This is a genomic window from Wenjunlia vitaminophila DSM 41686 (assembly GCF_000380165.1).
In the GTDB taxonomy this organism is placed as follows: domain Bacteria; phylum Actinomycetota; class Actinomycetes; order Streptomycetales; family Streptomycetaceae; genus Wenjunlia; species Wenjunlia vitaminophila.
The window spans coordinates 1-23,375 of record NZ_KB904666.1 but is presented as its reverse complement, the minus strand read 5'-3'; the positions used below and the strand labels follow the sequence as shown (position 1 = coordinate 23,375).

At 73.4% G+C, this 23,375-nt stretch carries 22 protein-coding genes and 1 pseudogene; 14 read left to right on the top strand and 9 right to left on the bottom strand.

The window, feature by feature from the left end:
* Nucleotides 1–240 precede the first annotated feature (240 nt).
* Nucleotides 241–2,073 (top strand): hypothetical protein, encoded by a 1,833-nt coding sequence (locus tag A3IG_RS29520; protein ID WP_018383879.1) that lies wholly within the window; start codon nt 241–243, stop codon nt 2,071–2,073.
* On the opposite strand, the gene A3IG_RS0112360 is transcribed toward A3IG_RS29520, so the two are convergent.
* Together A3IG_RS0112360 and A3IG_RS31880 are read right to left on the bottom strand one after the other, a co-directional pair.
* The gene (locus A3IG_RS0112360; RefSeq protein WP_018383878.1) at nt 2,015–4,237 is read right to left on the bottom strand and encodes an ATP-binding protein; all 2,223 of its coding nucleotides are present in this window, start codon (nt 4,235–4,237) and stop codon (nt 2,015–2,017) included. The genes A3IG_RS29520 and A3IG_RS0112360 overlap by 59 nt on opposite strands.
* A 39-nt stretch (nt 4,238–4,276) precedes the next feature.
* Nucleotides 4,277–5,140, bottom strand: a complete 864-nt coding sequence (locus A3IG_RS31880) for an MEDS domain-containing protein (RefSeq protein WP_018383877.1) — start codon at nt 5,138–5,140, stop codon at nt 4,277–4,279.
* A gap of 348 nt (nt 5,141–5,488) precedes the next feature.
* Between A3IG_RS31880 and A3IG_RS29510 the strand changes: the two genes are divergently transcribed.
* The 3 genes from A3IG_RS29510 (at nt 5,489) to A3IG_RS0112340 (ending at nt 6,574) form a co-directional block, all read left to right on the top strand.
* Nucleotides 5,489–5,890 (top strand): SsgA family sporulation/cell division regulator, encoded by a 402-nt coding sequence (locus A3IG_RS29510; RefSeq protein ID WP_018383876.1) that lies wholly within the window; start codon nt 5,489–5,491, stop codon nt 5,888–5,890.
* A 145-nt stretch (nt 5,891–6,035) separates the two neighbouring features.
* Nucleotides 6,036–6,320: a hypothetical protein gene (locus A3IG_RS0112345; protein WP_157862291.1), complete on the top strand. Its 285-nt coding sequence runs from the start codon at nt 6,036–6,038 to the stop codon at nt 6,318–6,320.
* 20 nt (nt 6,321–6,340) lie between these two features.
* The gene (locus A3IG_RS0112340; protein ID WP_018383874.1) at nt 6,341–6,574 is read left to right on the top strand and encodes a hypothetical protein; all 234 of its coding nucleotides are present in this window, start codon (nt 6,341–6,343) and stop codon (nt 6,572–6,574) included.
* A gap of 159 nt (nt 6,575–6,733) precedes the next feature.
* On the opposite strand, the gene A3IG_RS0112335 is transcribed toward A3IG_RS0112340, so the two are convergent.
* Together A3IG_RS0112335 and A3IG_RS0112330 are read right to left on the bottom strand one after the other, a co-directional pair.
* Nucleotides 6,734–8,275 carry an APC family permease gene (locus A3IG_RS0112335; protein WP_018383873.1) on the bottom strand — a complete coding sequence of 514 codons (1,542 nt, stop codon included), beginning with the start codon at nt 8,273–8,275 and terminating at the stop codon, nt 6,734–6,736.
* Nucleotides 8,276–8,361: 86 nt separating this feature from the next.
* Complete coding sequence (locus A3IG_RS0112330) at nt 8,362–9,315, bottom strand: hypothetical protein (RefSeq protein ID WP_104530742.1); 954 nt, start codon at nt 9,313–9,315, stop codon at nt 8,362–8,364.
* Nucleotides 9,316–10,089: 774 nt separating this feature from the next.
* On the opposite strand from A3IG_RS0112330, the gene A3IG_RS0112325 reads away from it, so the two are divergent.
* The 8 genes from A3IG_RS0112325 (at nt 10,090) to A3IG_RS0112290 (ending at nt 17,703) form a co-directional block, all read left to right on the top strand.
* Nucleotides 10,090–11,544 carry a helix-turn-helix domain-containing protein gene (locus A3IG_RS0112325; RefSeq protein WP_018383871.1) on the top strand — a complete coding sequence of 485 codons (1,455 nt, stop codon included), beginning with the start codon at nt 10,090–10,092 and terminating at the stop codon, nt 11,542–11,544.
* 191 nt (nt 11,545–11,735) lie between these two features.
* Complete coding sequence (locus A3IG_RS0112320; protein ID WP_018383870.1) at nt 11,736–12,377, top strand: DedA family protein; 642 nt, start codon at nt 11,736–11,738, stop codon at nt 12,375–12,377.
* A gap of 272 nt (nt 12,378–12,649) precedes the next feature.
* On the top strand, nt 12,650–13,543 hold the full coding sequence (locus A3IG_RS0112315) for an AurF N-oxygenase family protein (RefSeq protein WP_018383869.1): 894 nt from the start codon (nt 12,650–12,652) through the stop codon (nt 13,541–13,543).
* Between the two features lie 78 nt (nt 13,544–13,621).
* Nucleotides 13,622–15,106, top strand: a complete 1,485-nt coding sequence (locus A3IG_RS0112310) for a flavin-containing monooxygenase (RefSeq protein WP_018383868.1) — start codon at nt 13,622–13,624, stop codon at nt 15,104–15,106.
* 63 nt (nt 15,107–15,169) lie between these two features.
* A complete protein-coding gene (locus A3IG_RS0112305; RefSeq protein ID WP_078500364.1) occupies nt 15,170–15,901 on the top strand; it encodes a TetR/AcrR family transcriptional regulator in 732 nt (243 codons plus the stop codon).
* Between the two features lie 81 nt (nt 15,902–15,982).
* Nucleotides 15,983–16,105 carry a hypothetical protein gene (locus A3IG_RS35715; protein ID WP_018383866.1) on the top strand — a complete coding sequence of 41 codons (123 nt, stop codon included), beginning with the start codon at nt 15,983–15,985 and terminating at the stop codon, nt 16,103–16,105.
* Entirely contained in the window at nt 16,102–16,410 is a 309-nt protein-coding gene (locus A3IG_RS0112295) for a hypothetical protein (protein WP_018383865.1), read from the top strand. Before A3IG_RS35715 ends, A3IG_RS0112295 begins: the two co-directional genes overlap by 4 nt.
* A 114-nt stretch (nt 16,411–16,524) precedes the next feature.
* Complete coding sequence (locus tag A3IG_RS0112290; protein ID WP_018383864.1) at nt 16,525–17,703, top strand: C40 family peptidase; 1,179 nt, start codon at nt 16,525–16,527, stop codon at nt 17,701–17,703.
* Nucleotides 17,704–17,873: 170 nt separating this feature from the next.
* Here A3IG_RS0112290 and A3IG_RS29505 read toward each other — a convergent pair whose 3' ends face one another.
* The 3 genes from A3IG_RS29505 to A3IG_RS29500 all read right to left on the bottom strand — a co-directional run bounded on the left by A3IG_RS29505 (nt 17,874) and on the right by A3IG_RS29500 (nt 20,708).
* Entirely contained in the window at nt 17,874–18,302 is a 429-nt protein-coding gene (locus A3IG_RS29505; protein WP_018383863.1) for an SsgA family sporulation/cell division regulator, read from the bottom strand.
* Between the two features lie 347 nt (nt 18,303–18,649).
* The gene (locus A3IG_RS0112280; protein ID WP_026220195.1) at nt 18,650–19,906 is read right to left on the bottom strand and encodes a styrene monooxygenase/indole monooxygenase family protein; all 1,257 of its coding nucleotides are present in this window, start codon (nt 19,904–19,906) and stop codon (nt 18,650–18,652) included.
* A gap of 217 nt (nt 19,907–20,123) precedes the next feature.
* Nucleotides 20,124–20,708: a GTP-binding protein gene (locus A3IG_RS29500; RefSeq protein ID WP_018383861.1), complete on the bottom strand. Its 585-nt coding sequence runs from the start codon at nt 20,706–20,708 to the stop codon at nt 20,124–20,126.
* A 677-nt stretch (nt 20,709–21,385) separates the two neighbouring features.
* Here A3IG_RS29500 and A3IG_RS0112270 point away from each other — a divergent pair.
* Complete coding sequence (locus A3IG_RS0112270) at nt 21,386–22,228, top strand: hypothetical protein (RefSeq protein WP_026220194.1); 843 nt, start codon at nt 21,386–21,388, stop codon at nt 22,226–22,228.
* 39 nt (nt 22,229–22,267) lie between these two features.
* On the opposite strand, the gene A3IG_RS0112265 is transcribed toward A3IG_RS0112270, so the two are convergent.
* Entirely contained in the window at nt 22,268–22,720 is a 453-nt protein-coding gene (locus A3IG_RS0112265) for a MarR family winged helix-turn-helix transcriptional regulator (RefSeq protein ID WP_018383859.1), read from the bottom strand.
* A gap of 87 nt (nt 22,721–22,807) precedes the next feature.
* Nucleotides 22,808–22,966 (bottom strand): Arc family DNA-binding protein, encoded by a 159-nt coding sequence (locus A3IG_RS32520; RefSeq protein WP_078500361.1) that lies wholly within the window; start codon nt 22,964–22,966, stop codon nt 22,808–22,810.
* Nucleotides 22,967–22,980: 14 nt separating this feature from the next.
* Between A3IG_RS32520 and A3IG_RS34210 the strand changes: the two are divergent.
* A pseudogene (locus tag A3IG_RS34210) lies at nt 22,981–23,375 on the top strand (RNA-guided endonuclease TnpB family protein); the annotation flags it as partial.

Sequence of the window (23,375 nt, the reverse complement as noted above, 5' to 3'; positions counted from 1 at the left end):
AAGCCTCCGGAGATGACCCGTTCCTTCGAAGGGCGCCCAGGCGCCCCACCCCCAGGCGATCCGCCCCCCGGTGGTGAACCGACCCAGGATGTAGTAGGGGAGCCTGGAGCCTGGAGCCTGGAGCCTGGAGCCTGGAGCCTGGAGCCTGGAGCCTGGAGCCTGGAGCCTGGAGCCTGGGGGCACAGGGTCGGGGGCTGAGCGCGGTTGCTGCCGGGGCCGCGGCGGCGGTCCGTGGTAGTCGTGGGTGGTGACCCCCCGCTGCGCGTCCCGGTGGGTCCCGACGCGCACCGCTGGTGGACGTTCCCCGCGGAGCGGACCGTGGTGGTGGTGACCCGGACGGTGACCTCGACGGTCCGGGTGCTCGAGGTGCTGCCGCCGCTGCTGCGGGCGGACCGCAGGGTGAGCGTGGTGTTCACCCACGACCCGACGTCGGCGTTCGGCGACGGGGTGCGCCGGCTGCTCCGTTCCGCCGGGGTCCGCGTGATGCCGTGGGACCAACTCGCCGAGGTGGACTGCCACCTCGTGATCACCGCGACCGAGAACGCCGACCTCGGCGACGTCACCTCGCCGATACTCGTGCTGCCGCACGGGGTCGGCTTCCACAAGCAGGTCCCGGACTCCAGGGCCGACCGGCGGCGGTTGTCCGGCCTGGTGCCGCCCGGGTTGCTGGAGGCGGGTCGCACCTGGCTGGCCGTGTCGCACCCGGACCAGGCCGACCAGCTCGCGGCGGCCGAGCCGCGCACGGTCGGGCGCACCCTGCTCCTCGGGGACCCGTGGTACGACCGGTTGGTGGCCAGCGTCCGCTGGCGGCGGCGGTACCGGGACGCCCTGGGGCTCCGGCCTGGGCAGCGGTTGGTGGTGGTCAGCTCCACCTGGGGGGAGCAGTCGCTGGTCGGCCGCTGGCCTGACCTCCCGGCGAGGTTGCTCGCCGAGCTGCCCGCGGACCGCTACCGGGTGGCCCTGGTCACCCACCCCAACGTCCGGTCCGCGCACGGCGAGTGGGAGGTGGTCAGACGGCTCGCCGACCCGGCGGACGCCGGGCTGCTGCTGGTCCCGCCGGAGCGGGGGTGGCACGGCACGCTGGTCGCGGCGGACGCGCTCGTCGGGGACCACGGTTCGGTGACCCTGTACGGGGCGGCCCTGGGCATCCCGCTGCTGCTCGGCGCGTTCGGCCCGGAGGCGGTGTCCGGGACCCCGTTGGCCGGGCTGGGGCGGCGGGTTCCCCGGCTCGACCCGCGGACAGGAGTGCGCGCCCAGCTCGAACGGACGATCGACGAGCACCGGCCGGGTGACCAGGCGGAGCTCGTCGGGCGGACCTTCGCCCTGCCGGGACGGGCCCTCGAGCGGTTGCGTTCCGCGGTGTACCGGCTGCTGGAGCTGGACGAACCCGGGGCGCCCCCGTCGGTGGGGGCGTTCCCCGTCCCGGAGCCCGTGGTGCGCGAGGTGACGTCCTGGGTGGTGCTCTCCCGGCCGGCCGGGAGCGCCGGGGGCCCGTCGGCGGCACGGGAGGGCGGCGCCCCGTCGGCACGGGGGGAACGGGTGCCCACCGAAGGCGTCGGCGGCTGGGACCGGGTCACCGTGGAGCGCTTTCCGGCGGCGGTCGCCGGGGGCCTCGTGGAACCGCCGGGCGCGGTCCGGCTGTTGGTGACGGACGAGGAGGAACCGGACCTGCGGCTGGCGGAGAGCGCCGCCGCCGTGGTGCGCGGCGGTGACACCCGCACCGTCGTGGCCGCGGTGCGCTGGGTCCGGGAGGCGTTGGCGGAGCACCCGGGGCGGCGGCTGGCGGCGGCGGTGGCGTCAGGGCTCGGCCTGGTGGGGCTCCGGGACGGTCGGGTCGTGGAGGTCGCGGCGACCGGTCCGCTGCGGGACCCGGCGCTGTTCTGCGCGGTGGTGCACGCCCGGCTGCGGGCGGGACTGCCGCTCGAGGGCACCGTGGAGGTGTCCGTCGGGGAACGGGTGGTGGACGTGGCGCTGCGCACCAGGCCCGGGGTGGCGGCGCTCCCGGGCGGGGACCTCAGCCGCGGGACTCCTGGTCGGGCTGGGCCTGGTCGGGCTGGGCCGGGGCCGCACTGAGCCTGGCCCGCAGGTCGTCGGCCCGGGGGCTGCCGCCCGCGGCGAGGATCTCCACCGCGCGCCGCAGGTGACGCCGCACGGACGCCCAGTCCCCGGCCCGCTCGGCGATGTCCGCGAGGGCTTCCAACGCCTGCGCCTGGTAGTGGAACGCCTCGGCGTGCTCGAGCCGCGCCGCGGCGTCCTCGAGGGCCGTCACCGCCGCGGCGGTTTCGCCCACGTGGTCCTGGGCGAGCCCGACGGCGGCCAGGGTCCGGGCGGCCATCCGCTGGTCGCCGAGGGCGAGGAGTTCCCCGTGGGCCCGGCGCAGCGTGGTCAGGGCGCCGCCGGGGTCCCCGGCCCGGTCCTGCGCGCAGCCCAGGAAGTAGCGGGCCAGGGCGGCGCCGCGGGCCTCGCCGGCCTGCTGGTTGAGGGCGAGCGCCTGCTCGTAGACGTCGATCGCCCGGGCGTGGTCGGTCCGGTCGAGGTAACGGCCGAGGAACTCGCGTACGGAGGCCCGGAGCACCGGGTGCCCCGAGGCGTCGGCCAGTTCCACCGCGGTGTGCAGCTCCCGGCCGGCGCGGTCGAGTTGCCCCAGGTCGAGCAGGGGGCGGGAGAGCAGGGCGCGGAGCCGGGCCTCGGCGGCGGGCTGGCCGACCCGGTGCGCGGCTGCGGCGCCGAGCTCGGTGGCCTCCACCCAGTCCGCCAGGTGGCGGTGGTGCAGGTACAGCGCGCACATCGCCTCGGCCAGCCGCCACGCCTGTTCGTCGAGGCGGTGTCGGGTCGCTGCCCGCAGCACGGCCAGCAGGTTGGCCCGTTCGGTGGACAGCCAGGCCAGGGCGAGGCGCCCTGGGTGCGGTTGCCCGTCGGGGCCGGCGCCCTGCCCGCACGGATCGCCCTGGAAGGGGTCGGCCTGGCCCCGAAGCAGCACGGCGTGGTCGGTGATCCGCAGCCGCTCGCCGGTCAGCGCCCGGTCGGCGAGCGCCGCCCGGACCAGGTAGTGGTCCACGACCCGCCGGAGCACGGCGTGCCGCTCGCTCTCCGTCTCCTCCCGCACGGCGCTGCTGCGGGCGTGCAGCCGGACCAGGTCGTGGAACCGGTAGCGGTCCTGGCCCTCCTGCTCCAGCAGACTCGCCGCCAGCAGGGCGTCCAGCAGCGCGCCCGCGGTGGTCGGGTCGGTGTCACAGGCGACGGCGGCGGCCGGGAGGTCGAAGGTGCGGCCGGGCAGCAGCCCCAGGCGCCGGTAGGCGCCGGCCGCCTCGGCTGGCAACTGGCGGTAGGCGTTGGTGAACACCGCGGACACGCGGCTCTCCCCCTCCAGGGTGAATGCCGCCAGGCGGCTGTCCTCGTCGGTCAGTTCGCCGAGCAGGGCCGCCACGGTCATCCTGGGGCGGGTGATCAGCCGGGCGGCGGCGACGTGCAGGGCGATGGGCAGCCCCGCGCACAACTCGACGAGCCGGGCCACGGCTTCGGGCTCCGCGGCCGTCCTGGCGGCGCTGCAGCGCTCGGCCAGCAACCGGGTGCCGCTGGCCGCGTCCAGGGGGTCGAGCGGCATCAGCTCGGCGCCGTCCAGCAGCAGGTCCGCGAGTTGCCCGGTGCTCGTGGCGAGGACCGCGCTGCCCGGGGCGCTCGGGATCAGCGGGGTGACCTGGGCGGGTTCGGTGACGTCGTCGAGGAGCACCAGCATGCTGGCGCCGCCCGCGGTGCGCGAGCGGTAGAGGGCGGCGCGCTCGGCGAGGGTGGGCGGGATGTGTCCCTCCTGCACGCCCAGGGCGCGCAGGCACCTGCGCAGGCCCTCGCTGACGTCGCCCCCGGCCCGGTCGCGCAGTTCGGCGAAGTCCACGTACAGCTCCCCTCCGGGGAACCGCTGCCGGGCCGACTCCGCCCAGTGGCGCGCGGTGCTGCTCTTGCCCACCCCGGGCAGCCCGCTGAGCACCGCGAGCCGCACCGGGCGGTCGGGGCGCGGGGTCAGGGCCGCGTCGATGCCGGCCAGGTCGGCCGTGCGGTTGACGAAGGAGGACGTGAACGGGGGGATCTGCCGGGGTACCGGGGGCTGCTCCTGAGGGGGCGACTGCCAGTGGTGGATGGTGACGTCCCCGGTGACGCGGCCGGCCTGCACCACGGGTGCGTGGACGGTACCTGAGAGGTCGTTGCTCAGCCGGGCGGCTCCGCCGCCTGGGTCACCCATGCCCACTCCATCACGTCCGCGCGGTTGGCTGACGGTACCTCATTTTGCGTACCTGAGTGGGACCACGCGTCCCTCCGCGGGCACCATCCGGATCCTGGTGAGCCGGTCCACCCCGATCAGCCGGGCGATCCTGGCGACGCCGGGCTGCACCGCCAGCAGCACCAGCCAGCCACCGCGCCTGCGGTAGCGCTCGCTGCCGCGGGCCAGGGCCCGCCAGCCGGCGACGCTGATGAAGGAGACCCGGCTCAGGTCGAGCCGCACCGACTCCCGCGTGGTCTCGGTGGCCGCCCGCAGCACCTCGTGCAGCAGCGCGTCGTTGGAGTTGTCCACCTCCCCGGCGATCACCAGGTCACGGCCCCGGGTCCCGGTGCGCAGCAACCGTTGCCTGATGCCGGTGACGTGGGCGGTGGCGGCCTGCCGGAGCGCACCGCCGGTGGTGGCGGTCGTGTCGTACTGGCACAGCACCGAGGTGGCCAGTCCGCTCTCGCAGAGCCGGTCGATGGACCGCTCGAGCTTCTCGTGGTCGTGCTGGTCCAGGGGGTAGGCGGCCGATGCGGCCTGGCCGGAGAGCCTGACCCCGCGGTGGCCCTCGGCCACGGCCCGGCGGGCCAGTTCCGTCACCGCCCCCGGCGGGTAGAACTCCCGCGGTGGTAACACCTGTAAGCGGCCCTCGAGGACGGCCTCGTCCACGTCGATGCCCTGTTCGCGCAGGACCGTGGCCAGGCTCGCCTGCCGCGGCACCGCGGAGACGTCCTCCGCGTACACCACCTTCTCCTCGCGTTCCAGGCCCCGCCGGACCCAGCGCGCCAGCCGGGCCCGGCGCTCCGGTTCCGTTCCGTGCAGCAGCAGGAGATGGCCGTCCCACTCCCGCTCACTGGCCCGTTGCTCGGTGTCTGCCCCCACCTCACACCTGCCTCGTCTACCTTGGACTGACGGTGAGCGCTGCGCCCCGGTTACGCAACGGCGTCGCATGACGACTTTCTCATAGCGGCACCCGTCGGATGGCGTTCTCCGAATGACTGTCGCCGGGCCGGAGCCCCGTGTCCAGGGGGCGATATCGCCACCGGCATGTGCCGGGGGAAGGTTCCCGATCTGCTTCCGCGCCCGTGAACCCCTCCGAACTGGACAGTGTGGCAGTTCACACGTGGTGGAGGTCATAGCGGAAACCTTGGGGAAGAGTGGTGACCTCTCCGCCCGGACGCGCGTCTTCCCCTGTGACGGAACGAGCCAGAAACCCGGGAGGGGGTACGCGTGTTGACGGCCGTGCGCCAGGCGATCCGGCTGGAGGTGGTCTCCACCCCGAGGACCGCCGTGCCGATCACAGCCGAGCTGTGCTACCTCCCGGAGGAGCCGTACTCCGTTCACATCCACCTCCCGCCAGCCACCCCTCTCGGTACGGGCACCAGGTGGACTTTCTCTCGCGACCTGCTCGGCGCGGGACTCTGCCGTTCCTCGCACCTGGACGGCGTCTGGATCTGGCCCGTGCCCCCGGAGCACACCAGGATCGCCCTGGAGGACCCCGACGGGACGGTGCTGCTCCAGGCCGACAGTTCGGACCTGCTGCGCTTCCTCGACCGGAGTTACGCGGCGGTCCCCGCGGGCTCCGAGCGCCACCACGGGCACTCCGCCCCGGACCGCCGCCCCGGGCCCTGATCCCCGGACCGCGGTCGGACGTCGGCGCACCGAGCGGGCGAACCCGAACAGGCGGCTCCGCGTCATCCTGACGAGTGCGGCGCTATGGGCATCCCCCACCGGAGGAAAGGGGAGGAACAGGGCGACTGACAACGAAGGGGTGCTCATGGCCAGTGTCACGCACCGCTATTCGGGCCGCATGTTCCTCGCGGTCAACACCCAGCAGTGGTTCGGTTTCGTGTACATCAACGTGGACGCTCCGGCACGGAGCTTCAACCGGTGGTCGGTGGGACACACCACCTTCAGCGACCGGTTCTCCTACCTCGACATCGTGGAGGAGTTGGCGCTGTGGGACGCCAACGGGTCGCCCCACACCGGGTGGAACCTGCTGATCCGGGCCCGCAACGGGAACGCGGACTTCGTCGTGAGCGCCGTCAACGTGGACCAGTGAGCGGAAGGAGGACGGTTCCCATGCGCGTGCACGTGGCCCATGAACCCGACGGACGCGTGGTCGCCCTCGCGGAGTCGGACAGCGGGGACGGGGGTCTGAGCGTCCGTCTCCTGCCGATGGACGGCCGGGAGGTGACGGAGATCGACGTCCCGGAGGAGTTCGCTGGCCTGTCCCTGTCCGAGCTGCACGCGCGGCTGCGGATGGAGCCGGGCCCCTCGGGCATGACCGTGCGGTGGCAGCCGGGGCCCGACTGAGCGGGACGCCCGGCAGCGACCGAGGGTGAGTCCGGTCCCGCGGGCCCAGGGCGGGGGTTCGACAGCGGCCCGCGGGACCTCCTCAGCGCCCCGGCGTGGCGTCCTGGGCAGGCCGGGCGCAGGGACCGGCGGCGCCGACGTCGACACCGGGTGCCGCGGTCAGGCACCCGCGGGCTGACCGGCGACGCCCCCCGCCACCTTCTCGAGCTGGAACGCCTCGTTGCCCAGGCCGACCCTGGCGTGCAGTTCGGGGTCGCGGACCCGCAGCAGCGCCCCGTACAGCAACCCGAGCACGGCGGTGGCGACGATCAGGCCGGGCAGCGCCCAGCGCAGCGGGGAGTCCGGCTCCGCGCCGGCCAGTACGTCGAACCTGGCGACGGCCAGCAGGAAGACGGCGAACAGGAGCACCGCGGAGAGCACCGCGGTGCCCAGCCGCCAGGCCAGGGCACGGGCGACGCGGCGCTTGACGAAGAACGCCACCGCCGCCACCGAGGTGGTCGCCATCAGCAGCACCACGCCCAGGGCGCCCACGTTGGGCATCCAGCCGTACAGGTCGTAGACGGGGTCCCGGTCCGTCAGCACGAAGAGCGCCAGGGTCAGCAGCGCCAGCGCGGACTGCAACAGGCTGCCCAGCGCCGGGGCGCCGCCGCCGCGCGAGGCGCGGCCGACCGCCCTGGGCAGCAGGCCCTCCCGGCCCATCGCGAAGGAGTAGCGGGCGACGACGTTGTGGAAGCTGAGCAGCGCGACGAACAGGCTGGTCAGCAGGGAGACCTGGAGCAGGTCCCCGAAGACGGGGCCGAGCCTGTCGCCGGCCATGGCGATGACCACGTTCTCGTTGCCCGCCGCGGCCCCGATGACATCGTCCGGTCCGGCGGCCACCCCGACGGCCCACGAGCTGAGGGAGTACAGGACCGCGGTGACCGCCACGGCGAGGAAGGTGGTGCGGCCCACCGACACCTGCGGGTCGTGCGCCTCCTCGGCGTAGACCGGTGCCGACTCCAGGCCCATGAAGCTGGCGACCGCGAAGACGAAGACCACCCCGACGCCGTCACCACTGAGGCCGTCCAGCCCCCAGGCCGCCGCGGACACCCCGGAAGGACCGGGGTCGCCGAGGAAGGCGACGTCGCAGACGAGCACCAGGACGCACTCGACCGCCAACAGCCCCCCGAGCACCCGGACGTTGAGGTCGGTCTTCAGCACACCGAGCAGGGTGACCAGCGCGACACAGACCAGGGCGCAGACCCACCAGGCGACGTCCAGGCCGAAGTACTCGTCGAGCAGGTGGGCGCTGTGCACCCCGAACATGCCGTACAGGCCGATCTGCATGGCGTTGTAGGCGATCAGCGCGACGAACGAGGCGCTGATCGCCGGGGTGCTGCCCAGGCCCCGGGCGATGTACGCGTAGAAGGCGCCCGCGTTGTGCACGTGGCGGCCGAGTTCGGAGTACCCCACGGCGAACAGCGCGAGCACGGCGCCCATCAGCAGGTAGGCCAGGGGCTCCGACCTGACCTGGGTCACCGCGTACCCGAGGGAGAGACCGGTCGCGACCACGGTCATCGGGGCCGACGCCGCCAGGACGGAGAGCAGCAGCCCGAGGGGGCCGAGGCGGCCGCCGCGCAGGGCCCGGTCCTCGCCCTTGTAGGTGTTGATGGCTGGTCGTCCGCGCGGAGGGCTGGGGGCGATGTCACGGCCCGTGCGCATGAGGGGGTCCTTCCGGTGGTGGCGGGGGGACTCCGGCCGTGGGGAGGGGTTCGGGTGACCGGAGGGGCTGGCCTGGGGGTGCGGGGTCACGCGCCGGCGGCTCCGAGGCCGACTGCCGTGGTGCGGGCGGCACGGAACGCCTTCTCGGGGTCGCGCCCCGGGTAGGACCAGGGGATCCGCGTGGCGTTCCGGCCGATGCTGCCGAAGAGGCCCGCGGCCTCGGCCATCCGTCCCTCGTGGAACTTCGCGTAGGCGAGGAAGTTCAGATCGACCTTGAGCCGGGGGTGGTCCCTGCCGTCCCAGTCGAGCCACCAACTGAACGCGGCGGCATGCGCGTGGCCCGCCCGCCAGGAGGTCCACTGGTCGGAGTTGGCGGGGTTGTGCGGCTCGTGTCCCGCCTCGGCGAGCACCCGGTAGCGCTCGACGTGGGCGACCACCGGCAGCACCGCGAGCGGCGAGCCGGGGGGTGCCTCGCCGGCGGCCCACTCCGCGAACTCGTAGACCTCGTGGAACGGGTCGTCGCCGTCGCCCTTCTGTCGTTCCGCCAGGCAGGCGGCCATCAGGTGGTGGGCGTGGTGGTGCTCGCGGTGCCGGCCCCGCACCTGGTCGAACGCCCGCATGCGTTCGTCGTCCGTCCCGGTGTACCGGGCCAGGATCAGCATGGCCAGCCAGGGCGAGGGATCGGCGGGGACGAGGCGGGCCGCGGCCAGGCACGCCTCCCGCGCCGGCTCCGGCCTGCCCCTGCCCCGGGCGGCCAGCAGCACCGACGCGAAGGCGTGCAACGTCGCGGCGTCCACGCTGTCCGGCTCGGCGAGCAGCCAGTCCTGCGCCCAGCCGTTGGCCGCCACCTCGCCGAGCACCACCAGCCGGTGGCCGCGGAGGTCCCAGTCGTCACCCGTCTTCGCGAGCAGGGCGCGGGCCTGCGACCAGCGGCCCAGGGCCATGGCGTCCCGCGCCGCCGCGAGCGCCGTGTCGTCGAGCGCCGGGTCCAGGGTGAAGTCGTTCCTGGTCAGGGAGAACCGGAAGGGCGGAGGCGGCATCAGCGGGCGGAGGCGGTCGGGCGAGCGGCGGCGCACGCGGATCGGGAAGAGCGGGCGGAACGCCGTGGGCTCCGACGGCACTGGTCCACGGCGTGGTCACCTCCAGCTCCGGGCATGTGGGCTCGTTGATCGGGTGCGTGCGGGAACGCCCGCGGGCGACGGGGCCGCGGTGGCGGGCCGCGGCGGGACGCCAGGTGCCGCCGACGCACGGTGATCGACCACAGCCAAGCGGTAACCGCTCGTACGCTTCAAGGCCGCGTCCGTTGTCTCGGTGTTGTCCCAGACGTGGAGTCGGGAGCCGTTAGCGGGCCCCATCAACCGATTCGCCCGGTTTCCCGGCCCTGTCCCCGCTGGTGGCGAACGTGCCGCTGCGGCCCGGCTGGTGGCGAACGTGCCGGTGCGGCCCGGCTCACGGAGTCCGTCACCCGTCCGGGGTCCGGGCCCCGGAGCCGCCGCCCGGGACGTCGCGTGCCGGCCGCGTGCCCCGCCGCGGCGGCCCGTCGCGAACCTCCCCGGGGCCGGCGGGCCCCGGCCCACCCTCCCTCTCCACCAGGACGCCCCCGCGAACTCCAGGGTTCCCGGGGGACGTCGGAAACCACCGCTGGGTATCCTGCCGCCCCGAAGAACCAGAGCCGAGCGCCGGACCCGACAACCGTCCCGGGCGGACCCGGCGCCGGGTCCGGGGCACCGACCCGACACCGGCAGCGAGGACCGGCACGAGCCCCGACGGAGAACCAACGCGCCCCGGCGACCCTGGCCATGAGGAGCCCGGCTTTGAACGACGCCTTCCCCCAGGAGTCCCCGCATCCGCTGGCGCACGTCCGCCGCAGCCGGGGATGGAGCTACCAGGACCTGGCCAGGGTGGTCGCGGAGAACGCCCGCGCGCTCGGCGTGCCGATGGCGGCCCGACGGGAGAAGATCTGGCGCTGGGAACACTGGGGGGTGGTTCCGGAGCCGGACAGCCAACGGGCGTTGGCCAGGGCGCTCGGGGTGCCCCCTCGCGAACTGCGGGACCGGCCGTGGCCGCACTGGCTCCCGGTGCCGGGCTCGGTGCCGTCCGGGCTTCCCTGGACGGCGGCGGGGAGCGTCGCGGCGCTGCGCACGCTGCTCGCCGACGGCTGGGCGGCCGAGGACACCCGGGAGCAACCGCTGGTCACCGGGCAGGCGTTGCGGGAGGCGATAGCCGACTGGGCGGCGGCGGCGCCGGTGGCCCGGCAGGTGAACGGCCACCTCGCGGACGCGGTGGCCGACGGGGCCACCGTCGCCTGGCTGGAGGCGGGGGTACTGGGGCTGCGTCGGCTGGACGACCGGCTCGGCGGGGCGGCGGTGCGGCACCGGGTGGAGGCGGACCTGCGGATCGTCGCCGACCTGCTGCACCGTGGCGCCCGGGACAGGTCGGTGGACGGTCGGCTGTTCGCGGTCGCCGCCGACCTGGCGCAGCTCGGTGGGTGGGCCGCCGCGGACACCGGCCGCCCCGCGGCGGCCCAGCGGCTGTTCCTCACCGGGCTGCGGGTGGCGCACGCCGCGCGGGACCGTTCGTTGGCGGCGAACCTGCTCGCCGGGTTGAGCTTGGAGGCGGTGTTGTCCGGGCGGCCCCGGGACGCGCTGGCGGCGGCGGACGCGGCGGCCAGCGCGGCCGGTGGTGCCGCGGGGCGGTTGCGCGCGATGGTGGAGACCCGCAGGGCCAGGGCACTGGCCCTGCTCAACGACGAGCCGGGCTGCCGGCGGGCCCTGGAGCGGGCCGAGGCGTTGCTGGGGTCGGCCCACACCGACCCGGGCCCCCCGTGGCTGTACTGGTTCGACGCCGCGGAACTCGCCGCCCAGTCGGGCCTCGCCCTGCTCGAACTCGGCCTGGCGCACCAGGCGCGGGGGTTGCTCGAGCGGGCGCTCCGGGTCCAGGACCGGTCGTTGACCCGGGACCGCGGTCTCTACCTGGCCAGGGCCGGTCTGGCCTGTGTGCGCGTCGGGGACGTCGAGGGGGCCGCGGCGCACGCCGCCGAGGCGGGTCGGCTGGTGGCCCGGTGCCCGTCGTCGCCCCGGGTCACCGCGGCGTTGTCCGCGCTCGAGGGCGAACTGGCCACGTCGGTCCGGGGGGTCGCGCGCCCGGTGGCCGGCGCCGCGCTGGACCGGGTCCGCGCCGGGTCACTCGAGCCGGGGCTGACCACGCCTGTTGGTCGGCCCCTTATCCTCAACCGGGCAAAGCCCGACAATCCTCCGCAGGCGAGGTGATCAGCATCACGGGGACCGGTGTACACCCCTCACGGAGTGCGGCGTACGCTGTACGGTTGGATGGCCCGGGAGGGCCGTTCGGGAGGACGCAAGCCGCCCCTGCCGCTCCAGCTCCACCGGCGCATGCGGCCGTGAGTGGATGCCGCCCGGGAGACGCCCGGGCGTGACGCATGATGGGCGGGGAAATTGACGTGATCGATCAACTGGGCGCGCTCCTCAGTTCGCCCTGGGTCTATGCACTCGTCACGTTGTCGATCATGCTGGACGTCTTCCTCCCGGTGCTCCCCAGTGGAGTGCTGCTGATCGCCGCGGCCACCGCGGGGTCGGCCGCGGGACACGCGTTCGCGGTCTTCGAGATCCTCATGCTGATGCTCTGCGCCGCGGCGGCCTCCTGCCTCGGCGACTTCGTCGCCTACCGCCTGGCCCGCCGCGGTGGGCGTTGGCTGGAGCTGCGGATCGAGCGTTCGCGCCGCCTTTCGGTGGCCAAGAGGCAGTTGGGCACGGTGGTGTCGCACGGCGGTGGCCCGCTGGTCGTGCTGGCCCGGTTCGCTCCGGGTGGGCGTTCCATCGTCAGCGTCGCGGCCGGCGCGGGGCAGCGCCGCCTCGGGGACTTCCTGCCGTGGTCGGCGCTGGCCGGGGTGACCTGGGCCGCCTACAGCGTGGGCCTCGGCTACCTGGGCGGGCAGTGGCTGGGCGCCTCCTGGTTGGCCACCGCGCTGTCCTGTGCGGCACTTGTGGCGGCGGGCGTCTTCGCCCTGCGCGTCATCCGGCACCAGCGGCGGCCCGCGCCGGCCACCGCGGTGGCGGCGATCGAGCCCCGGACCACCCAGTAAGGAGCGGCGGGGCCCGCCGAACGGCCCTGCCCCCGCGCCCTCGTGGCGGCGCCCCGCACCGAGCCTCCCGTCCGCCCTCCCCACCCCGGCGACGCCAGTGGGGCCGGGGACGGGTTCAGTGACCGGTGCGATCTGGCTGGGCAACGGGAGTTACCGACAGGTCAACACGTCCGGCCAGAGGGATTGACGGGCTTACTGACAAGCAGTCTCATAAGACCGGCGGGGCCTTGCTGGCGCCGCCCCGTGCCCCTCCCGCCGCAAGGAGCGGAACGTTGACCTCCACCCAGTTCGTGGACCGGGAACTCCATGCGGAACGCCTGCTCGCCGCGTCCGCCAAGCACTCGTTCGACCCCGAGGTCGAGGTCGACTGGACGGCACCGCTCGAGCCCGGCAAGTGGTTCCTCCCCGCGTCCCTGGTCTCCCTCTACGACACCCCGCTGTGGCGCACCATGTCCGAGGAACAGCGGATCGAGCTCTCCCGCCACGAGGCCACCAGCCTCGCCTCGATGGGCATCTGGTTCGAGCTGATCCTGATGCAGTTGCTCGCCCGGCACGCCTACGACCACGACCCCACCAGCCGGCACGTGCGGTACGCGCTCACCGAGATCGCCGACGAGTGCCGGCACTCCATGATGTTCGCCCGGATGATCGAGAAGCTGGAGACCCCGGTCTACCGGCCGAGCCTGCTCGACCACAACCTCGCCCGGGTGATGAAGAGCGTCTCGACCACCACCGGGTCGTTCGCGGCCACGTTGCTGGTGGAGGAGATCCTTGACTGGATGCAGCGCCAGACCTTCCCGGACGAGTCGGTGCAGCCCCTGGTCCGGCAGATCACCCGCATCCACGTGGTCGAGGAGTCCCGGCACGTGCGGTACGCCCGCGAGGAGCTGCGCCGCCAGGCCGTCACCAGTCCGGCGCCCCTGCGCGGCCTCTCCCGGACGGTCACCGGCGAGGTCTCCAGGGTGGTGGCCAGGTCGCTGATCAGCCCCCGGGTCTACGCCTCGGTGGGACTGCCCACCAGGCTCGCCGTGGCCCAGGCCGCGGGCAGCGCCCACCGCCGCGAGGTGATGCGCACCTCGGCCCGCCGGCTGACCGGGTTCCTACAGGAGATCGGCCTGCTCAGCGGGCCCTCGGTCCGGTTGTGGCGCAGCTCCGGGCTGCTGTAGCCGTGCCTGCGGTCCAGGCCGTCTGTTCCCCCCCGTCGCTAGTCGGTCGTGGTAGTCGGTAGTCGGTAGGAGGACCTGATGCGCGTCCAGGACAGCACGCCGCCGGACCCGGACGTCGTCATCGTCGGCGCCGGGTTCTCCGGCCTCGGCATGGCGATCGAGTTGAGCCGGGCCGGCCGCGAGGACTACGTCATCCTGGAGAAGGCCGACGAGGTCGGCGGCACCTGGCGGGAGAACACCTACCCGGGGTGCGCCTGTGACGTGCAGTCCCACGTGTACTCGTACTCCTTCGAGCTCAACGCCGGCTGGTCACGGATGTTCCCCCAGCAGGCCGAGATCCTCGACTACCTGCGGCGCTGCGCGGACCGGTACGGGCTGCGCCGGCACATCCGGTTCCGTTCCGAGTTCAGCGGGGCCACCTACGACGACCGGACGGGCCGGTGGCGGGTCACCACCGCGGACGGCGCCGTCCTCACCTGCCGGGCGCTGGTGCTCGGCATGGGCCCGCTGCACCAGCCCAGCATCCCGGACCTCCCCGGACTCGACGGCTTCCGGGGACCGGTGTTCCACTCCGCGCGATGGGACCACGAGGTGGACCTCGACGGCAGGAACGTCGCCGTGGTGGGGACCGGGGCGAGCGCCATCCAGTTCGTGCCGCGGATCGCCCCGCGGGCGGGCCGGCTCACCGTCTTCCAGCGCACGCCCCCCTGGGTGCTGCCCAAGGCGGACCGGTCCGTCACCGACCTCGAACGCAGGCTGTTCGCCCGGGTCCCCGCCGCCCAGCGGGCCTACCGCAACGCCATCTACTGGCGTCTGGAGAGCCGGTTCGCCGCGTTCGAGCACCCGCGGCTGATGTGGGCGGCGCAGCAGGTCGCCCAGTGGCACCTGCGCCGTCAGGTCAAGGACCCGCAGCTACGGCGGGCGCTGACCCCCGACTACCGCATGGGCTGCAAGCGCACCCTGCTCTCCAACGACTACTACCCGGCGCTGACCCGGCCCAACGTGGACCTGGTGACCTCCGCGGTCGCCGAGGTGCGCGACGACAGGGTGGTGACCCGGGACGGCACCGAGCACCCGGCTGACGTGCTGATCCTGGGCACCGGGTTCCACGTCACCGACGCCTACCAGCAGTTGCCGCTCACCGGGCGCGGCGGACGCGCGATCCAGGAGGTGTGGGCGGACGGGATCGAGGCGTACCTGGGCACCACGGTGAGCGGCTTCCCCAACCTGTTCCTGCTGCTCGGCCCCAACACGGGCCTCGGCCACAACTCGATGATCTTCATGATCGAGTCCCAGACCCGTTACGTCGCCCGCTGCCTCGACCTGTTGGACCGCAGCGGCGGCCAGGCGCTGGAGGTCCTGGAACCGGAACAGCGCGCGTTCAACGAGCGCATCCAGGGTGCCCTGGCCGGGGAGGTGTGGACCGCCGACAACTGCACGAGCTGGTACCTCGACGGGGAGGGCGTCAACCGGGCCGCCTGGCCTGGCTGGACCTGGCAGTACCGGCTCCGCACCCGCCGGCCCCGCCCCGAGCACTACCGGGTGCTGCGGCCCGGGCGCTAGCTCAAGTTGAGGGGAACCCGAGCGACCACGACCGGAGCGCCGGTCGGAGCTACGCTGCCAGGCATGGCAGCACCTGGAGCGGTCAACCGCGGCGCCCACCGGCGACTGCCCGTGGCGCAGCGCCGCGAGCAACTGCTCGACGCCGCCCTGGACCTGTTCGGTCGGCACGCCCCCGAGGACGTGTCGTTGGACGACGTCGCGGCGGCGGCCGGGGTCTCCCGGCCGCTGGTGTACCGCTACTTCCCCGGCGGCAAGCAGCAGTTGTACGAGGCGGCGCTGCGCACCGCCGCCGACGACCTGTCCGGGCGGTTCCTCGAGCCGGCCACCGGCACCCCCACCCAGCGCCTGTCCAACGCCCTCGACCGCTACCTGGCCTTCGTCGACGAACGCGACGCGGGGTACGCGGCACTGCTCCGCGGCGGGTACGTGACGGAGACCAGCCGCACCACCGCCATCGTGGACGGGGTCCGCCGCGGCGCCCTCGAGCAGATCCTGGCGCACCTGGCGCTGCCGGAGCCGAGCCCACGGCTGGTGCTGGCGCTGCGCTCCTGGATCGCCTCCGTGGAGATGGTCTCGCTGGCCTGGCTCGACCAGGGCAAGCAGCCGCCCGCCGACGAGTTGCGGAGCTGGTTGGTGGACCACTTCGTCGGACTGCTGGTGGTGACGGCGGCGGGGGACGCGACCGTCGCCGCGCAGCTCCGTCCGGTGTTCGCCGCGGAGAACCGCGCCAGCCCCGCCGGGAGCCTGGCCCGTCGCCTCGACGGGATCAGCGCGGCGGTGGCGCACCTGAGGTGACCCGCGCGCGGGTGGGCGGGCCGCGGTGAGCGTCAGGCGGTCACGGTTCCCCCGGGCCGGCGGAGGGGGCAGACTACCCGCATGCTGGCGGAGGAGTGCGTGGGGGACGTCAACCCGGCGGAGGGCGTCCCGGCGGTCATCGGCCCCCCGGACCCGTGCCCGGCGCGTGACGGCGCGCGGGCGCGGGGGACGGGGGCGGCGTGAGGAGCGAGCGGACGGCGTTCGTCGGCGGTCCCCTGGACGGACGGGTGTTGCCGGTGCTGTGCGGGATGACCGGGCACCCACCCAGGACGTACCCGGTGCCGGTGCCCGCCGAGGACGGCGGGGAGCCCACGGTGTACGTGTACCGACGGGTGCTCAGCCCCGGTCCGCAGCGGCTTCGGGCCACCCGCTGGCGGTACGAGTACGACCCGCACGGCGCGGCGGACGACGGCCCCCGTTGGCCCTGGCGACGCGGTCGCGGAACCGCCGGGCGGGCGCGGGACGTCAACGACCACGGTGCCGACTGACGGTGCGCCCCGACCGGGTGAACGATCGTCTTGTCCGCAAACAACCCTGTTACTCGTACGACGAATCATGGCAGGATCATCCGGGACACAGTGATCGATAGCGGAGGTGATGGGATGTCAGTTGCTCGGCGCTCCCAGGGATGGCTGTACCGGGCCCTGACCTGTGGCGCGCTCCTCGCCGGTGCGGCGCTGGCGCTGCCCGCGCCGGTCGCCCACGCCGACCCCAGCCCCTCCGCCGGTGAGCAGGCGTCGGACTCCGGCTTCCTCCACGACCTGCCCCCGGACCAGCCCGCCCCGCCGCTGGGCCTGTCCCAGCAGGAGCTGCGTTCCCTGCTCAAACGGCTCCAGAACCTGCACCGGCAGGCCGAGGAGGCGACGGAGCAGTACAAGGGCGCCAAGGAGAAGCGGGACCGGCAGCGACAGGTCGTCAAGGACCTGACCCGCGAGCTCGACGACCAGCGCGAGGAGGTCAGGGAGAACCGCGCCGAGGCCGGCCGGCTCGCCCGCAAGCAGTACCGGCAGTCGGGGCTCTCGGACTACGGCATCCTGCTCCTCAGCGACGACCCGCAGGAGGCGTTCGACCGCAGCCACGACCTGAACCGGGCGGCCGAGGCGCAGGCCGAGGTGGTCCGGCGGTTGCAGGACACCCAGAAGAACCTCGACAAGGTGGTGACCAAGCAGCGGGCGGCGCTGAAGAAGGCCGAGCGGTACGCCGAGGACCAGCGCAAGGCCCGCGACAGGGTCGAGGACCGGGTCGCCAAGGTCGAGGACATCGTCAGCACCCTCACCGGGGTCCAGCTCGAGGAGCTGCGCCGGCTCGAGGAGGACGGGTTCGACGCCGCCCAGGCCGAGTTCCTGGCCTCCGGTGCGCTCGGTAAGGGCAACCGCGCCGCCTCGGACGGCGGCCAGACCGCCGTCGCCTGGGCGTTCAAGCAGCTCGGCGACCCCTACGTGTGGGGGGCCGAGGGACCGGACGCGTTCGACTGCTCGGGACTCACCTCCCAGGCGTGGGCCGCCGCCGGGACCCCGATCCCGCGGACCAGCCAGGAGCAGTGGAAGCAGCTCCCGCGCATCCCGCTGAACCTGCTGCGCCCCGGCGACCTGGTCATCTACTACCCCGGGGCGACCCACGTGGGGATGTACATCGGCAACGGGAAGATCGTGCACGCGCCCCGCACCGGGGACGTGGTGAAGGTGGCCCCGGTCGGCGGCATGCCGATCCTGGGCGCGGTCCGACCCGACCCGGGTGCCTCAGCCGGCGACGGCAAGGTCCCGGTGGTCCCCGAGCGCTAGGGCCTTCCCCCTTCCTGGTGGGGAGCGCCCCGGGACCGGGACCGCCGCCGCGGCGGCGACCGCGCCTCCCCCTCCGTGCCCCCGTGGCGCCGGACCTCCCGTCCGGAACCACGGGGGCACGGCGTCGAACGGCTCCGGACCTGTGGGCCCGTGCTCGGCGGCGCCACCGGTCAGCCGCCCAGGAGCGCGGCGACCTCCCGGTCCAGGTCCACGTGGTCGCTCTCGGTGCCCGGGGGCACGACCCGGCACATCCGGTCGTTCCACCGGAAGACCGCCTCCGCCGGGGCGAGCAGCAGCGAACTGCCGCCCGGCGCGCTCAGCCCGATGCAGACGAGCGAGCGGGCGTGGTCCGGCCAGATCCGCACGTCGCCCTGCCCGGCCCGACGGAACGCGCCCTCCAGGAGCAGGCGCCGGCAGAAGACCCAGGTAGCGATCTTCTCCTCACCGTGCCGGAAAGTGGCGACCACCTGATAGGGGTAACCGCTGCTGTAGGAGAAATGGGCCGTCACCGGCAACGTGCGATCCACACCAATGATCAAATCCATGCCGACGATGAGGTCCATGTCGATCTCACATTCGACCACGGTCGCCATCCGCATGGCGGATCCCTCCGGTTATCACTTGGCTCGGTGTTCGGTCAGGCATCCCCCGTGAGGACTCTTACCCAGGCGTCCGACGGATTCCCGTGAGGATTACACAGGGATTTGAGGGCGCTGGGGTGGGAAGCGAAAGGGAACTGTGAACGCGGAACCCGGACGAAAGCCAAATACCGGAGCGGATTTCCTGTACCACTACCGCGGCGGCGGTCAGCGACCGTCGTGTCGGTGACAGGCCCCGCGCCGGGGTCCCCACGGCACTCGGGTGGCCGGCCCGTCGCGACGCCGCCCGCCGCACCGGGGTCGCCCCGGCCCACAGGGCGTCGGCGTCGGCGGTGTCGGGGTTCCGGTCACGCCCCCGCTCCCGCGCCGCCGCGCATCCGGACATCGTCCAGATAGCGCGCCATTTCCTCCGGTTGATAGAACCAGTCCCGCAGGAGTGACGGGTCGTCGAACGCGTTGACGAAACGATCCGCCACCTCGGGATACTCATTGGCGACCATGAACATCCGTTGGACGTGCTCCGGCAACGGGGCGAGCATGGTGTTGGTGAATCGCGTGATCGCCGCCCCCGCGGTGTCCCAGTAACGGGCGAAGGTCCGCTCCATGAATTCCCGATCGAACGGGCCGTCACCGTGTTCGACAATGCTCCGCAGGTACGCGGTGGCGCACTTGGCAGCCGAGTTGGCGCCCTGCGCACCGGCCGGGTCGGCGAGCACCAGCACGTCCCCCGCGCCGAGCACCAGTGCCCCCGAGGGCAGTTCGGCGACGGGGTGCCGCACCACCGGCGGATAGCCGCCGGTGAGGGTCGCCCGCTCGTCGGTCAGCTCCACCTTGGCCGTCCTGGCGTGCTCCCACGGCGTGTGACGCTCCACCAGTTCCAGGATCAGCCGCAGCCGCTCCCCCGGGTCCCGCACCCCGGCGAAGACGTCCGCCGGGCCGCCGGGGACCGCCTCCCACAACAGGGCGCCGCAGGGGCCCGAGGTGGTGTACGACGGCAGGACGAACAGCGCTCCCACCCCGGCGACGAAGCTCGCCGAGAGCCCGGGCCTGTCGTGGTCCAGCCGCGGTCCGAGACCGTGCACATAGGCCGCCGACAGCGCCCGCTGCGGGGTCAGGAAAGGCGAGTGCAGGGGGTCGCGGGCGAAGAGCGTGGACAGCTCGCCCTTGCCGGTGGCGACCACCACCAGGTCGTGCCCGCGGGACAACGCCTCGAGATCCGCCACCCCGGCGGCGCGCAGCACCAGGTGCCCGCCGCGTTCGGTGAACTCCTCCATCCAGCCGGCCATCTTGACCCGCTGGTCGACGGACTGGGCGTAGTGGTCGAGGCGCCCCATCCAGTCGGCCCGACGGACACCGTCGGGGGTCGCCACCGTGATCCCCAGCCCCTCGATGGGGGGCGTCTGGTCCTCCCAGTGGTTGAGCCCCAGCTCGCGTTCCTGGTCCAGCGCCGTGTGGAACATGATCTGGGTGGATGTCACCTGTCCCTGGCGCACCTCGTCGGGTGACCGGTCGGCCACCAGGGTCACCTCGTAGTCGGCCGCAAGCAGTCCGAGCGCCAGTTGCAGGCCGGCCTGACCGGCTCCCACAATCGCGATCCTGCGCACGTGTTGCCCCCGTTCCCGTTGGTCCACTGGGCCCCGCGGCGCGACCTCCGGGGACGCACCCGGTGGGTCCGGTCCCCTGGTGACGGTCGGGCCACCGCATCGCGGGCGTCAGGCTAGGAACCCACGGCGGAGGACAGCAGGTGCCCTGCTCGAGCCCCCTCGGCCCCCGCGGCACGCCGGCGGGTACGCACAGGAGCCCGGAGCGGGGCCGCGTGCGTCAGGTGGCGGTCTGGGCGGTCTGGGCGGTCAGCGCGTGGGACACCAGGGACATCAGGGTGGCCACCGCCGAGGGGCGGTTACGCGCGTCACAGATCACCACGGGGACCGGAGCGGGCAGCGAGAGGGCGTCCCGCACGTCGGCGACCGTGTAGGCGGGTGTGCCCTCGAACTGGTTGACGGCCACGACGAACGGGAGGCCGCTGCTCTCGAAGTAGTCGAGCGAGGGGAAACAGTCCGCGAGGCGCCTGGTGTCGGCGAGGACCACCGCGCCGATCGCCCCGCGCACCAGGTCGTCCCACATGAACCAGAACCGGTGCTGCCCCGGGGTGCCGAACAGGTACAGCACCAGGTCGGCGTCGAGCGTGATCCGGCCGAAGTCCATGGCCACCGTGGTGGTGGTCTTGCCCGGAGTGGAGCGCAGGTCGTCAAGGCCCTCACTGGCCTGGGTCATCACCGCCTCGGTGGTCAGGGGGGTGATCTCCGAGACGGCCCCGACGAAGGTCGTCTTGCCCACACCGAAGCCGCCGGACACCACGATCTTCGTGGAGACCGGGGCCTTTGTTTCGACGTCAGAGGTCTGCACCGATTCTCCTTCGCGCACCACCGGCGTTGTCCTGGAGGTCTTGACGTCCACCGAGCACCCTCTCGACAAGCGCGTGTCCCGAGGTGCTCCGCCCTGCCAGGTCCACACCGTGCCGGCCGCACTCGCCCGGCACGGCCAGGCGCCGGCTGGACCCCGGCGGCGTCACCGGGGAGTGGCACCGGGCCGCGAGCGTGCCGTGCCGCCTCCGCGGCATCTGCCCTGTCAGCACCCGACCTCGTGTCCTCGTCTCGCGTTCACATCACCGACTCCGCGAGCTGCCCAGAGACCAGCTTCACGGTTACCGCACACGCGATCGATCCATCCCGGCATGATCTCGACCTTCGCAGTCCACGCCGGTAGGAGCCGCGCATCCCCCGCTCAGCCACCCGAACGAGTGAACATTACTTCCACGGCCTCAACAAGTCGGGAACCAGGGCTCGTTAAGCCCGAACCAGACCCGCAAAGGTGACAGGATACGTCATTCCGCTTAGGTGCCCGTTCGGCATCACATCGTTTCCGGACCCATCCTGTCACTCGGGGAACAGGAGGTGAACTTCGGCGCCGGGCAGGCCGATCCGGCCACCACCGCGCCGCCCGAGTCCGCACGCCGGCAGCCACCCTCAACACGTCTCAGGTAATTCGAACACCTTGTACACCGCCTATGCACAATGGTTCGCATGCGCCTCGATATCGCCACTAATCCCAGTAGCCCTACCCGTCCCAACGAGGACTTCGTCTCGGCCGCGCTGCCCGCCTCCGGGCACGGTGGGGTCCTGGTGGTGCTGGACGGGGTCACCCCGCCCGCCGACGGCGATGACGGGTGTGTGCACGGGGTGCCCTGGTACACCGCCCGACTGGGCGGGGCGCTTGTGGAACTCGCGGTGTCCGACCCCGCCACACCACTCCCCCGCTGCCTGGCCGCGGCGATCTCCCGCACCGCACGGGCCCACGGTGGCGGATGTGACCTGACCCACCCCCGCACCCCCCAGGCGACCGCGGTGGCCGTCCGCTGGTCCGAGCGGACCGTGGAGTACCTGGTGCTGTCCGACTCGGTCCTGCTGCTGGACCACGGGACCCACGTCGAACCGGTGCTCGACGACCGACTGGACCGACTGCCCGAGCCGGTGGGCACCCTGCGCGCCCGCGTCCGCGCCCTGCCCCAACAGGCCCCCGAGCGGCCGGCCACGGTGAGCGCGTACATCGCCGCGGTCGAGTCACTGCGGAACGCGGAGGGCGGCTTCCACACCGCTGCGGCCGACCCGGAGGTGGCCGACCTCGCGGTGACCGGAACCCTTCCCCGGGACGGGGTGCGCGCGGTGGCCGCACTGACCGACGGCGCCTCCCGACTCGTGGAGCTCTTCGGTGCGGTGGACTGGACCGGGGCTCTGGAGTTGCTGCGCAAGGAGGGCGCCGAGGAACTGATCAACCGGGTGCGCGCGGCGGAGGACGCGGACCTCGCGGCGGGCAACCGGCGCCACAAGGCGCACGACGACGCCACGGCGGCGCTGGTGGAGCTCTGACGCGTCGCCGGACCGCCCCCGGCCCACCGGCCAGGGGCCTCAGACCTCCCGCGACTGTTCGTTGAGCCGGTGCAGCAGCCGGGCCAGTTCCGCCACCTCCGACCGGTCCCAGGCGGACATCAGGGAGAGGTACCGGGCCCGACGGGCCTCCCGGACACCGGTGAAACGGCGCCTGCCCTCACGGGTCAGCGTCATCAGGAAGGCCCGGCCGTCCGCCGGGTCGGGCTCACGGGTGACCAGCCCCAGGTCCTTCAGGCTCCGCAACTGGCGGCTCATGGTCGCCTTGCCCACGCCGAAGTAGGCCGCCAGGTCGGTGGGCCGCTGGGGCCCCACCTGTTCCAGACGCAGCAGCAGCCCGTAGGCGCCGGACTCCAGTTCCGGATGCACCGCCCGGGCCATCTCCAGTTGCGCGGCGCGGGCTCGGCGCAACAGCACCGACAACTCGCGTTCCAGCGCCTGGAGCGCTCCGTCCCTGTCCACTGCGGCGTTCACCGCGTCTCCTTCGAGGATGCCCCGTCCTTGAGGGCGGGGAGGAATCGAAGCTCCCGCGTAGCGGGGCATGGGGCAGGGCAATCGCTGTCAGGGCGATTGGTCGTCTTCGACTGCGGGACCGAGTGCGACCTCAAGCAGGTGGACGATCTCGGAGTTGAGGGACCGCCGGTCGGAACGGGCCGCTTCAACCAGGCGTGCATGCAGGTCTGTTGGCAGGCGGAGAGAAATCCGCTTCTCGTCTTCCATGCTAAAATGATGCCATGGCGACACCGGGTGAGCGGCGGAAGGATGCCGGGCATGCCCGGTACACGTACCGGCTTCGTGTGTCGTCGCCCGCCCGCACGGGCCTGATGGCCGAGTGGGCGCGCTGCCGCTGGGTGTGGAACGAGTGCGTGGCCATGTCCCGCAAGGTCCACACCGCGAACCAGGGGACGGCCGAGAAGACGACGTGCGGCCCGGCCCAGCTCGACAAGATGCTGACCCAGGCCCGCAACACGATGGCCTGGCTGCGCGAGGGCGCCTCCGTGTCGCAGCAGCAGGCCATCCGCGACTTCGCCAAGGCCCGCGCCAAGGCCATGAAGGACATCAAGGCGAAGCTGCCGGTACGGCAGCGCGCCGGGATGCCCCGCGTCAAGCGCAAGAGGGACGCGCTGCC